Genomic DNA, 11,316 nt, shown 5'->3' on the forward strand with positions numbered 1-11,316 from the left:
CGCTAGGACGCCGCGGTAAAAAGCTTCACGGCGTCACGCATGGAAGCCCGCGCTCGTTTGCGGTCCCCGGCGGCATCGTAGGCACAGCTCAGGCGAAACCAGGAACGCCAGTCTTCGGGCGCAGCCTCGGCTTCGCCCCGGTACTTTTCAAACTCCGCGTCGGCGGCGGCGCGGACAATCCGGCCACCCGGCGTTCGGGGAAGGTCATCAACGGGCAGCCCGCCCTCGGCTTCCAGAACCTTGGCCATCTGCTCTGTGCGGGCACCGAACATCAGTTCGCGGATCAGGGCCCAGGCGCCCACGATCGGCAGCACCAGGTAGGCCGCGCCGATGGCCTTGGCCGTAAGGTTGCTGTCCGCCAGGAGCAGGAGCGAGCGCTGGAGGGACACCACCAGGTAGAAGACCAGCAGCAGGGTCACCGCTCCGACCCAGATCTTGGTCCGGTTCTTCCTGAAGCCGGCTGCGAAAGCGTTCACGGCTTAGAGCCCCAGGTCCAGGTAGCCGTCCAGGCCAACGGTCAGGCCGGGGTGCGCGGCGACGTTGCGCACGCCCAGAAGCACGCCCGGCATGAACGACGCGCGGTCGAAGGAATCATGGCGGAGGGTCAACTGCTCACCGGGACCGCCCAGCAGGACTTCCTGGTGCGCGACGAGGCCGCGGAGCCGGACGCTGTGAACGCGGACGCCGTCCACTTCGCAGCCCCGTGCACCCGCGCGTTCGGTGGTGGTGGCATCCGGGCTGGGCGGCAGCTCGGCGGCCTTGCGCTCAGCGGCAATCAGTTCCGCGGTGCGTACGGCGGTGCCGGACGGGGCGTCCACCTTGTCCGGATGATGGAGTTCGATGATTTCCACGGATTCGAAGTACTTGGACGCCTTCGCGGCGAAGGCGGAGGCCAGCACCGAGCCCAGCGCAAAGTTCGGCGCGATGAGTACACCCGTCTCCGGGTGTCCGGCCAGGAGGGATTCCAGCGCGGACAGGCGGCCCGCGTCCCAGCCGGTGGTGCCCACCACGGCGTGGATCCCATGCTCGACGGCGAAGCGGACGTTTGCTTCGGTGCTTTCGGGGACTGTCAGGTCCACCAGGTACTGGGCACCGGAGGCGGTCAGCTGCTCCAGTGAGTCACCCCGTCCAAGTGCTGCGACGAGCTTCATGTCGGGCGCGGCATCAATGGCTTTAACGGCCTCGGCGCCCATGCGTCCATTGGCACCAAGGACGGCCACCAGCTTGGGAACGGGGTGTTGTTCGGTCATGGCATTAACCCTACCGGCGGGACGGGTTGCTGCAGGAACCGGGTGGCCTGCGTTACCTCGCAGAATGCCCGGCCGCGCCGCCCGTCCGGTACCGCGGCGGCCCGGTGCCCTAAGCCTGGTGGCCGGCCCAGCGCGGTATCAGCTGCCTGCGCCGCCCGTCCGGTACCGCGGCGGCCCGGTGCCCTAAGCCTGGTGGCCGGCCCAGCGCGGTATCAGCTGCCTGCGCCGACCCATTCCACGGTGCCGTCCGCGAAGAACTGTTCCTTCCAGATGGGCACCTGTTCCTTGATCCGGTCCACCAGCTCGGAGCAGACCGCAAAGGCCTGCCCGCGGTGCGCCGCGGATACCGCGCACACCAGCGCCGGGTCCCCGATCTCCAGCATCCCGATCCGGTGCGCGGCCCAGATCCGGACCGGCTGGACAGCTTTGCCCGCGGAAGCCTCCCCGCCAGCCTCGTCCCCCGCGGCGTTCTGCTCGGCAACCAGCCGGGCGACGACGTCGGCCATCACCTGGTGGGCCGTGGGGTGCGCGCTGTAGCTCAGGCGCTCAACGGCCTTGCCGCCGTCGTGGTTGCGCACCACGCCGCTGAAGCTGACCACCGCACCCGCGGTGTCGCTTTCCACCGCGGCAATCGCCTGGTCCACGGAAATCGGCTCCGCGCTCAGGACTGCCCGCACTACCTCGAATGCTGCTTCAGTGCCCATGTCCGCCTTCCAGCTGGTCGCAAAGGTGCCCGATCACCGGGTCGAGGACGCTGAGCCCGTCCATGACGCCCTTCGGTGACCCGGGCAGGTTCACAATAAAGGTCCGGCCCGCGGCGCCGGCGTAGCCCCTGCTCAGGGCGGCCAGCGGGGTCTTGGCAGCACCGGCCCGCCTGATCGCTTCCATGATCCCGGGGATCTCCCGGTCCAGCAGCGGCAGGGTGACGTCAGGTGTGCGGTCGTCCGGGCTGAGGCCAGTGCCGCCGCTGGTGATGACGACGGCGGGACGCTGGGTGAGGAGCGCCCTGATGGCAGCGCCCACGGGATCGCCATCGGGGACCACCATGGCCGGGAAAACGTCAAAGCCGTGTTCCGTGAGCCAGTCCGTGATCACCGGGCCGGTTTCGTCGTCATAAATGCCGGCTGCCGCCCGGGTGGACGCGATGACGACGCCGGCCTTCCGCCCCTGCACGTCGCCGTGCCGGTGCGGTTCGGAGACGTCCAGAATGTTGGGGTTGGTCACAGTGCCCAGTCTCCGCTCTTGCCGCCGCTCTTGGCCAGCACCTTGATATCCGTCAGGACGGCATGCTTGTCCACTGCCTTGATCATGTCGTAGACACTGAGGGCCGCCACGGACGCAGCGGTCAGGGCCTCCATCTCCACTCCCGTGACACCCCTGGTCTTCACGGTGGAGCTGATGGTCACGGCGTCATTGCCGAGTTCGAAGTCAACGGTGACTTTTGAGAGGGGCAAGGGATGGCAGAGCGGGATCAGGTCCGGGGTCTTCTTGGCTGCCATGATGCCGGCCACCCGGGCAACGGCCAGGGCGTCGCCCTTCGGGAGCCCGCCGGAGCCCAGGAGTTGCATCACCTCGGCTGTGGTCCGGACGGTGGCGGTTGCCGTGGCCTCCCGGGTGGTCTCGGCTTTGGCGGAGACATCCACCATCTGGGCGGTGCCGTCCTGGCGCAGGTGCGTCAGTGCGGGGGTATGTTCTGCGTTCACAGCATCCATACTTCCACCTCGTTGCCGTCGGCGAGCTCCGTTACACCGGCTGGGATGTGGACCAGGACGTTCGATCCCGCAAGGGCATGCATCAGGTGGGAGCTCTCGCCGCCCTCCAGCCGCACGGTTCCGTCCGGCTGCAGGCTGCCGCGCCGGACCTGGTGCTTGTGCCCGGGCGAGGTGAGCTGTCCGCCCGGCTCTCCAAGGCTGAGGCGGGCCCGGAGCGGCAGCCTCCTGGCCGGCGCCCCGAGCAATTCTGTCAGTGCGGGGCGGAGGAACATCTCGAAGGACACCAGGCAGCTGACCGGATTGCCGGGAAACCCCAGGAAGGGGACGCCGTCGAAGGTTCCCAGTCCCTGCGGGCCGCCCGGCTGCATTGCCACGTGCAGGAAGTCCACCGGCTGGTCCGCCATTGCCTGCCGCACCACCTCGTAGGCCCCCTTGCTGACTCCGCCGGTGGTGACGACCAGGTCAGCCCCCTGGCCTTCGGTTCGCAGCAGCGCCCGGAGTTCTGCAGGGTTGTCGGTGGAAATGCCGGCGCGGCGGACGAGGAGTCCCGCCTGCTTCATTGCGGCCTCCAGGAGCGTTCCGTTGGAGTCGTAGATCTTGCCCGGCGGGAGCGGTTGGCCGGGCTCCACCACTTCGTCGCCTGTGGTGACGAGCAGGACCGTCACGGCCTTGAACACCGTCACCTCCGCGAGGCCCAGGGCAGCCAGCAGCCCCAGCTGGGCCGGCCCAAGGCACGTCCCGGCAGCCAGGGCCCGCTCCCCCGCCGCGATGTCGCTGCCGACGGAGCGCACGAACGTTCCCGCCGCGGTGCCGGGCAGCCGGACGGTGGCGCCGTTGCCGTTCCCCGCTGTGCTTGCCGGTGTGTTTGCCGTTGTTTTTGCCGGGTCCAGGAAGTGGTCCGGCACCGCCTTTTCAATAGGCACGACGGCGTCAGCCCCCGCCGGGATCATGGCGCCGGTCATGATGGGCGCCGCTGCTCCCGGCTCGAGTGGCTGCGGGCTTGACCCGGCGGGAACCGGGGGCATGATGCGCAGGTGGGTGCCGCCGTCGGAAAGGTCACCGGAACGGACGGCGTAGCCGTCCATCTGGGAATTGGCGAAAGGAGGAAGGCTGAGCGGCGCGGCGACATCCTGCACCAGGGCGCGGCCCAGCGCCTGGCTGAGCGGCAGGGTTTCGATGCGGTCCATTTCGCGGAGCGGCCGGAGGAGTTCCACGACGGCGGCGGCATGGTCAGCGACGGACCGGGCCCGCTCCGCTGCGTGGTGGTCGTGGCCAGGCAGGGTGTGGCTGGCCAGGGCGTGGCCGTGCGGGTTGTGGCTGGTCATGGGTGCGCCTTTGGTCTGGGCCGTCACGTGGTCTGGGCCGTCAGGATTTTACGTCCACTCTAATCGTGTGGAATCCGGTGGCTCCGTCGGGCGCCGGTGGCCGTGCGGTTTCGTCCTGGGATTCACCCGCCAGGTTGGTGGCGCGGACCTGGACCTCGTACTGTCCCGGGGTGAGGTCCACGGCCAGCTTCCACTGGTACCAGGTGTCGGTGGAGATGCCCGTGGCCAGGCCCGCTTCCCGCCATGGTCCCCGGTTGAGCCGCAGTTCCACCTTCCGGATGCCCGTGTGCTGGGCCCAGGCAACACCGGCGAAAACGACCGTTCCCGCGTTGACCGGCCGACCGCTGCGGGGCACGTCGATGCGGGAGGACGTCTTGATGGGGCCGCGCTCGGACCAGCCGCGCGGGGTCCAGTATCCGGTGTCATCAGCGAAGCGGGTGACTTTGAGTTCGGTGACCCATTTGGTGGCCGAGACATAGCCATAGAGGCCCGGGACCACCAGGCGGACCGGGAAGCCGTGCTCCAGCGGCAGCGGTTCGCCGTTCATGCCCACGGCAAGCATGGCGTCCCGGTTATCGGTGAGGACATCCAGGGGCGTTCCGGCGGTCCAGCCGTCGGCGCTGCGGGAGAGCACCATGTCTGCGCCCGGCTGGGGAACGGCCAGGGCCAGCAGTTCCCGGACGGGCCAGCCCAGCCAGCGCGCATTACCGATCAGGTCGCCGCCTACGCCGTTGGAGACGCAGGCGATGGTGATGTGGCGTTCGGTCAGGGGCTTTGCCATGAGGTCGGCAAAGGAGAGCTGAACTTCCCGGGCCACCATGCCTGTCACTTTGAGGACCCAGGTATCAGGGTTGACCGCCGGCACGGACAGCGCGGTGTCGATCCGGTAGAAGTCGCGGTTGGGGGTCACCAGCGGCGGGGTGCCTGCAACACCGGACTCAGCATCAGCGGGCACCGGGTTTGCCGGGGAGGCCGCCGAGGGCAGGGTGATTCGCGCCCTGGCCTCACTGACCGCCATGGAGGCCCCGCGCCAGATTCCCGCCACCACTCCTCCCGCCGCCGAGGCCGTTGCCGTCACGCCGAGGACCTGGAAGAAGCTGCGGCGGGAACGGACGGCCGTGGGGTCAGGCATGGCATCGCCGGCGGCAGCCTGCTGACTGGCTGTTGCGTGGCCGGACATTGCCTCGTACGACGCCCGCAGCCTGCGCACCAGGACCCGTAACAGCGCGACAGCGGTCCCCGCGGCCAGGAGCGGCGGGAGGAGGGACATGGGGGTCATCTGGGAACGCGTCAGGACGGCGGCCACTCCGGCGAGGCCAAAGACTCCCATCACGGCAGCACCGGCGAACCTCCGGCGGTGCTCAAGTACGCCGGCAAGGGCGGCCAGGGCGGCGATGACCAACGCCATTCCCACCAGGAGCGCTGCCTTGTCGGACGTGCCGAAGACGGAGATCGCCCAGTCCTTGACGCCGGGAGGAACGGCGTCGATGACGGCACCGCCAACGGCAGTCAACGGTGAAAGGGAGGGGCTGGCGAAACCCGCCACCAACTCCCCCGCTGCCACGCCACCGCCTGCTGCGGCTATCCCCGCAGCCGCAGCCCAACCGCTTCCGGCGCGCGGGACTGCCCCTGGCGGGACGGGACTTTCCGTCCGCTCCCCAAGGCCGGCGCCGTCGTCGTCCGCCGCATGCCGAAGCTGGGAACTGTTCACAACTTCCAGCATATGTTTGCCTGTGGTCGGCGGCGCCGGTGCCGCACATAATCTTGCCCGGCGGGACCTGCAGGGTCACAGGTGTGATGGGCGGCTCAACGTGGCGTAGCCTGAATTTATGAATGTCCAGCTTGGCATGCCCCAGCCGCGGGAGGAAGCAGTGTCGGCGCTGCCCGGCGTTCCCGCACGCCGGCCGGCGGATGCACCGGCCGGGCTGGTGGATCGGTACGGCCGCCGCGCCACGGATATGAGGCTGTCCCTGACGGACAAATGCAACCTCCGCTGCACCTACTGCATGCCGGCCGAAGGCCTGGAATGGCTCGCGAAGCAGGCAATCATGTCCGCGGAGGAAATCGTGCGGATCGTCAAGGTAGGCGTTGAGCAACTGGGCGTGCGCGAACTGCGCCTGACCGGCGGCGAGCCCCTTGTCCGGCACGATCTGGTCCAGATCATCGCGACCCTGCGGACCAACCACCCGGACCTGCCGATCTCCATGACCACCAACGGTGTTGGCCTGGCGAAGAAGGCAGCGGCGCTCAAGGACGCCGGGCTGACCCGTATCAACGTGTCACTGGATTCCCTGCATGAGGAAACGTTCACCAAGCTGACCCGGCGCCCCTTCCTGGGCCAGGTCCTGGCCGGCGTGGATGCTGCCTGGGCTGCCGGCCTGGGACCAGTCAAACTCAACGCTGTCCTGATGCGGGGCATCAACGACGCCGAATCGCCGCAGCTGCTGGCCTGGGCACTGGAGCGCGGTTATGAACTGCGGTTCATCGAACAGATGCCGCTCGATGCCGACCACGGCTGGACCCGACGCAACATGATCACCGCCGCCGAGATCCGCGGGCTGCTGTCCCGCGACTTTGTCCTCAGCCCCGATCCCCGGGCACGTGACGGCGCCCCTGCGGAACGGTTTGAAGTACGACGGCGGGCGGCAGGTTCGGCTGGTCAGGCTGGTCCGCTGCTGGGAACCGTGGGAATTATCGCTTCCGTCACCGAGCCGTTTTGCTCAGACTGCCGGCGCACCCGGATCACTGCCGAGGGCAAGATCATGAGCTGCCTGTTCTCCCGTGAGGAGTTCGATCTGCTCGGTCTGTTGCGGGCCGGCGCCACCGACGAGGAACTGGCGCAGCGGTGGCAGGACGCGATGTGGATCAAACCGAAGGCCCACGGCATGGACCATGTGGGACTGGATGCTCCGGACTTCGTCCAGCCGGACCGCAGCATGAGCGCTATCGGGGGCTGACCGGATGCTTGTACGTTATTTCGCTGCCGCACGCGCTGCCGCAGGTTTCGAGGAAGAAAAGTTCGACCTCCCCCAGGGTGCCACCGTGGCGGACCTGCTGGAGGCGGTGCTGGCCGTGGACCGCGCAGAACCCCCTGCCGGGACGCCGCCGCTTCCCCGGCTCCTATCCCGCAGCAGCTTCCTGCTTAATGAGGTGGCCGTGCGGGACCAGTCCACGGTTCTTGGCCCGGACGACGTGGTGGACGTGCTGCCTCCCTTCGCAGGCGGATAAGTATTCGGTTGCAGCCGGAACAGCTTCTCGAGGCTGCCGCGGCCTTCTGATTTTCTGGCGCAGCTTTGATTGTCAGTGCCTCGTTGGATGATGTTTCCATGGGAATCGGCAGCGGTGCTGGTGTGGCTTTGGAGGGTGTTCATGCCTCTGTTGCTGCCCTTGATGCGCTTGCTGCTGAGGATACTTTCATGGCTGCCGGCGTTGGTGTTGGGGCTGATGTGGATGTGTTGCAGCGGCGGTATGAACTCCGGCTGACCCGGCTGGAGCTGGTCAAGCGGCTGGAGGCGCAGCTCGCCGCGGTGAAAGCCCGCGATGTCGCCGAGGCCGTCGTGATCCAGCACGCGATGCTCGCTCCGGACACCCCGGTGCACGAGCGCACCTATACGGAGATGTCGGCCGTGGAGGAGATCGCCGGGGTCCTGACCGTCAGCTCCGGCGCTGCCGGGGCGTTCGTGGAGCAGTCCAGGCGGGTGTGTTCCCTGCCGCCTGTGATGGACGCGCTGTCCGCGGGTGCCATGTCCTGGCCCCACGCCAGGATCGTTGCCGACGAAACCGAAGGCCTGTCCCCGGACGGTGCCGCCGCGCTGGTGGCGCACTTCTACGACCCCGACGCGCCCAACCCCGCCCGCGGCGCAGCCCCCGGCGAGCTCGTTCCCGCCCGGTTCCGCACCAAGGTCCGCACCTGGCGCGAACGCCACCACCCCGAAACCCTGGAAAAGCGCCACGCCAAAGGCGTCGCGGACCGGCGAATGGAATACACCCCGGACCGCGACGGCATGGCCTGGATCTCCCTCCACCTCCCCGGCGACACCGCCTGCGCCATCTGGAACCGCACCACCGCCACCGCCCGCGGCCTCCAAGGCCCGGACGAGCCCCGCACCCTCACCCAACTCCGCCCCGACATCGCAGCATCACTCCTCCTCGGCGCCGGCAACGCCAGCGACACCGACAGCGCGGGACCCACCGAGGCAGGCAGAGTCCCCGCCCCGCGCGCCGATGTGCTGGTCACGGTGCCGGTATTCTCCGTCCTCGGCCAGACGGACGAACCCGCGGTGCTGGACGGTTTGGGCCCGATCCCGGCATCGATGGCACGCAAACTCGTCGCGGACGGGGCGGAGTCGTTCTACCGGGTCCTGGTCGACCCACGCGACGGCGCCCCGCTGGAGATCGGCCGCACCCGCTACCGGCTGCCCGAAACCATCAAGCAATGGATCCGGATGCGGGACGGGAAATGCAGCTTCCCCGGCTGCAGCAACCACACCCCCGACAACGAAACCGACCACCTCACCGCCTGGGACCACGGCGGCACCACCGGCGCCAGCAACCTGGCCCAGCTCTGCCCCAAACACCACCGGCTCAAACACGCACGCCCATGGATCCCCGACGAGGCAATGAAAAATGAACCGCCGGGCTGGACCTCACCCACCGGCCGGCACTACAAACCCGAACACCCAGACCCCGAACCAACCCACTGGCCACCGGGAATCCTGGAGCTGCCAACCGAGATACCGGATTGGCCGGACATGCCAGAGGTGCCATGTGGGGAGCCACCGGGTGACCACTTCATTGACCCGGATGAACTGTCGCCTGCTGATCCGCTATGGGACGACTTCTACGCCATGCCGTTCTGTCTGCCGCCGGATCCAGAAATGAACTGGCAGTCGCTGCTGTCGTGAAAACTACCCTTGATGAGGCTGCGGCGTGCTCCCACCGCATTGACCAAACAATCGAGGACCGTATCACATCGCGTTCAGACCCGATGGAACTCCGATCGCATGAAGGGTCTGTAGGGCGAAGCCTTACCGTTGGTGCCGGCGCCGGGCGCGTCGCCGTCGCCGTCCTTGCCAAGGACCCGTAACTCCGTGACGTGCGTGAGGACATCTGCCTCGACTGTGATGCAGTGGCGTGTCCAGCCCGCCTCACTGGGACGTTCAACGCGGAGGACGCCGTTGCGCCACGTGCAGCGGGCGGCGCTGCCTGGCGGTACCCCGGTGCTGTCGATGTAGTACCACAGCACATCGTTGTGGACCGGATCGACCGTGAAGATGCCATGCCCCTCAAAATGGCTTCCGTCCGGCTCAGTGTGCCGGTAGCTCTGCACCACGCCCAGGCCCCCGGCAACCTGGTGGTAGGTCACCTCGGCGTCCACTCCGTGTTCCGGCCCCCAGGGACCGGCAGCCACATGAGTATGGCCCCGCCAGTGTCCCAGCAGGCCGGATAACGCCGGATGCGGATGTTCCAGTGTTGGGCCGTTCACCGTCCGCCACCTCCTGCAGAAGATCACTCCCCCTCAGGATGGACTTTGCAGGGCTGCTCCGCCAGTGTCCCCTGCGGGACTGGTTCTTCAGAGGGCACGGTTCCTTAGAGGGCACGGTTCCCTACGGGGCGCTGTCCCCTACAGACCGAAGGTTTCGGTCTCGTTGAACGGACCCACCACGGTGATGGTCCGGGGCGCGGCAGCGAGTTCGGCTGCAAGTTCCTGGACCTGTTCCGTGGTGACGGCTTTAATCAGCCGCAGGGTTTCGTCGATGTCCTGGTATTCACCGGATACGAGTTCAGCACGGCCCAGCCGCGACATCCGGGAGCCGGTGTCCTCCAGCGCCAGGACAATTCCGCCGCCCAGTTGTCCCACGGCTTTGCGCAGTTCATCCTCGGAAATTCCGTGTTCGGCGAGCTTGTCGAGCTCCACAGCCAACAGGTCCAGCACCTGCCGGACTTTCGAGGGGGTGCAGCCCGCATACATCCCGAAGTAGCCGGCGTCGGCGTAGGACGAGGCAAATGAGTAGGTGGAGTACACGAGCCCTCGCTTCTCGCGGACTTCCTGGAACAGCCGGGAGGACATGCCGCCGCCCAGGACCGCGTTCAGGACACTCATGACATAGCGCCGTTCGTCGGTGGCGACGATTGTGGGGCATCCCATGATGATGTTTGCCTGCTCCACTGCGCGCTTGACCACATGCAGGCCTGCCGTTCCCGTGATCAGGGCGCGCTCCGTGGAGCGCCGCCGCACGGGGGTGGCGTCGGGCTCCAGGGACCACCCCGCGGTTTGGAGGGCATCCACCACCAGTCCGCACACCACGTCGTGGTCCAGGCCGCCCGCGGCGGTGATGACCAGTTCTTCCGGCTTGTAGTACCTGCGGTAGTGCTCCCATACGGAATCGCGTGCCACGGCCTTGATTGCGGCGGGGGTGCCGCCGATAGGCCGCCCCAGGGGGTGGCTGCCGAGGACCGCGGCGACGAAGTGCTCATGGGCAACGTCGGTGGGATCATCGCTGTCCATGGCGATCTCTTCCAGGATGACGTCCCGTTCCTGCTCCATCTCGTTGGGGTCGAGCACGGCGCCGGTGATCATGTCCGCAATGACGTCGATGGCCATGGGCAGGTCCGAGTCAAGGACGCGGGCAAAGTAGCAGGTGCTTTCCTTGGCTGTTGCCGCGTTCGATTCGCCGCCCACCTCGTCAAACGCGGAGGCTATCTCCAAGGCTGTGCGTCGCTTGGTGCCCTTGAACAGCAGGTGCTCAAGGAAATGGGTGGATCCGTGCTGGCCGGGCGCCTCGTCACGGGAGCCGACGCCTACCCAGAACCCGATGGTGGCCGACCGCTGGCCCGGCATGGCCTCGGTCAGTACCCGCACTCCCCCTGGCAGCACTGAACGCCGGACCTCGGACCCGCCGTCGGAGCCGTGGACCAGGGTGTCGGCGGCGTGGTTCTGCTCAAGCGGCAGGGGTACAACAGTCATCGATGCCTTTCAGGACGGGCAGCCGGATCTGGCTGCCATCGTAACAGCGGCGGGGGCCGGGG

At 67.7% G+C, this 11,316-nt stretch carries 12 protein-coding genes; 3 read left to right on the plus strand and 9 right to left on the minus strand.

Annotated elements, in window-relative coordinates:
- Positions 1 to 2: 2 nt before the first annotated feature.
- From Q9R31_RS19695 to Q9R31_RS19725, 7 genes are all read right to left on the minus strand, one after another.
- Positions 3 to 476 (minus strand): hypothetical protein, encoded by a 474-nt coding sequence (locus tag Q9R31_RS19695; RefSeq protein WP_311264393.1) that lies wholly within the window; start codon positions 474 to 476, stop codon positions 3 to 5.
- A 3-nt stretch (positions 477 to 479) separates the two neighbouring features.
- On the minus strand, positions 480 to 1,250 hold the full coding sequence (gene dapB / locus Q9R31_RS19700; protein ID WP_311264394.1) for a 4-hydroxy-tetrahydrodipicolinate reductase: 771 nt from the start codon (positions 1,248 to 1,250) through the stop codon (positions 480 to 482).
- A 212-nt stretch (positions 1,251 to 1,462) separates the two neighbouring features.
- A complete protein-coding gene (locus tag Q9R31_RS19705) occupies positions 1,463 to 1,954 on the minus strand; it encodes a molybdenum cofactor biosynthesis protein MoaE (RefSeq protein ID WP_311264395.1) in 492 nt (163 codons plus the stop codon).
- Positions 1,944 to 2,474: a MogA/MoaB family molybdenum cofactor biosynthesis protein gene (locus tag Q9R31_RS19710; protein WP_311264396.1), complete on the minus strand. Its 531-nt coding sequence runs from the start codon at positions 2,472 to 2,474 to the stop codon at positions 1,944 to 1,946. The genes Q9R31_RS19705 and Q9R31_RS19710 overlap by 11 nt, the downstream gene beginning before the upstream one ends.
- Positions 2,471 to 2,962 carry a cyclic pyranopterin monophosphate synthase MoaC gene (gene moaC / locus Q9R31_RS19715; RefSeq protein WP_311264397.1) on the minus strand — a complete coding sequence of 164 codons (492 nt, stop codon included), beginning with the start codon at positions 2,960 to 2,962 and terminating at the stop codon, positions 2,471 to 2,473. The genes Q9R31_RS19710 and moaC overlap by 4 nt, the downstream gene beginning before the upstream one ends.
- On the minus strand, positions 2,950 to 4,287 hold the full coding sequence (gene glp / locus Q9R31_RS19720) for a gephyrin-like molybdotransferase Glp (protein ID WP_311264398.1): 1,338 nt from the start codon (positions 4,285 to 4,287) through the stop codon (positions 2,950 to 2,952). The genes moaC and glp overlap by 13 nt, the downstream gene beginning before the upstream one ends.
- A 40-nt stretch (positions 4,288 to 4,327) precedes the next feature.
- Positions 4,328 to 5,851 carry a molybdopterin-dependent oxidoreductase gene (locus tag Q9R31_RS19725; RefSeq protein WP_311264406.1) on the minus strand — a complete coding sequence of 508 codons (1,524 nt, stop codon included), beginning with the start codon at positions 5,849 to 5,851 and terminating at the stop codon, positions 4,328 to 4,330.
- A 265-nt stretch (positions 5,852 to 6,116) separates the two neighbouring features.
- Here Q9R31_RS19725 and moaA point away from each other — a divergent pair, with 265 nt between their 5' ends.
- The 3 genes from moaA to Q9R31_RS19740 all read left to right on the plus strand — a co-directional run bounded on the left by moaA (position 6,117) and on the right by Q9R31_RS19740 (position 9,191).
- The gene (gene moaA / locus Q9R31_RS19730; protein ID WP_397428278.1) at positions 6,117 to 7,244 is read left to right on the plus strand and encodes a GTP 3',8-cyclase MoaA; all 1,128 of its coding nucleotides are present in this window, start codon (positions 6,117 to 6,119) and stop codon (positions 7,242 to 7,244) included.
- Positions 7,245 to 7,248: 4 nt separating this feature from the next.
- Entirely contained in the window at positions 7,249 to 7,515 is a 267-nt protein-coding gene (locus tag Q9R31_RS19735) for a MoaD/ThiS family protein (protein WP_311264399.1), read from the plus strand.
- Positions 7,516 to 7,613: 98 nt separating this feature from the next.
- Positions 7,614 to 9,191: an HNH endonuclease gene (locus tag Q9R31_RS19740; protein WP_311264400.1), complete on the plus strand. Its 1,578-nt coding sequence runs from the start codon at positions 7,614 to 7,616 to the stop codon at positions 9,189 to 9,191.
- A 74-nt stretch (positions 9,192 to 9,265) separates the two neighbouring features.
- On the opposite strand, the gene Q9R31_RS19745 is transcribed toward Q9R31_RS19740, so the two are convergent.
- Both Q9R31_RS19745 and Q9R31_RS19750 read right to left on the minus strand, forming a co-directional pair.
- Positions 9,266 to 9,772, minus strand: a complete 507-nt coding sequence (locus Q9R31_RS19745) for a DUF1579 family protein (RefSeq protein ID WP_311264401.1) — start codon at positions 9,770 to 9,772, stop codon at positions 9,266 to 9,268.
- 138 nt (positions 9,773 to 9,910) lie between these two features.
- The gene (locus tag Q9R31_RS19750; protein ID WP_311264402.1) at positions 9,911 to 11,254 is read right to left on the minus strand and encodes a pitrilysin family protein; all 1,344 of its coding nucleotides are present in this window, start codon (positions 11,252 to 11,254) and stop codon (positions 9,911 to 9,913) included.
- Between the last annotated feature and the right edge of the window lie 62 nt (positions 11,255 to 11,316).

Origin of the sequence: Pseudarthrobacter sp. BRE9 (assembly GCF_031844305.1) — a bacterium.
Lineage (GTDB): Bacteria > Actinomycetota > Actinomycetes > Actinomycetales > Micrococcaceae > Arthrobacter.

Coding starts and splice junctions, on each gene's coding strand:
- Q9R31_RS19750 (WP_311264402.1), bottom strand. CDS start 11,254: ATGACTGTTGTACCCCTGCCGCTTGAGCAGAACCACGCCGCCGACACC.
- Q9R31_RS19735 (WP_311264399.1), top strand. CDS start 7,249: ATGCTTGTACGTTATTTCGCTGCCGCACGCGCTGCCGCAGGTTTCGAG.
- glp (WP_311264398.1), bottom strand. CDS start 4,287: ATGACCAGCCACAACCCGCACGGCCACGCCCTGGCCAGCCACACCCTG.
- Q9R31_RS19740 (WP_311264400.1), top strand. CDS start 7,614: ATGGGAATCGGCAGCGGTGCTGGTGTGGCTTTGGAGGGTGTTCATGCC.
- Q9R31_RS19705 (WP_311264395.1), bottom strand. CDS start 1,954: ATGGGCACTGAAGCAGCATTCGAGGTAGTGCGGGCAGTCCTGAGCGCG.
- dapB (WP_311264394.1), bottom strand. CDS start 1,250: ATGACCGAACAACACCCCGTTCCCAAGCTGGTGGCCGTCCTTGGTGCC.
- moaA (WP_397428278.1), top strand. CDS start 6,117: ATGAATGTCCAGCTTGGCATGCCCCAGCCGCGGGAGGAAGCAGTGTCG.
- moaC (WP_311264397.1), bottom strand. CDS start 2,962: ATGGATGCTGTGAACGCAGAACATACCCCCGCACTGACGCACCTGCGC.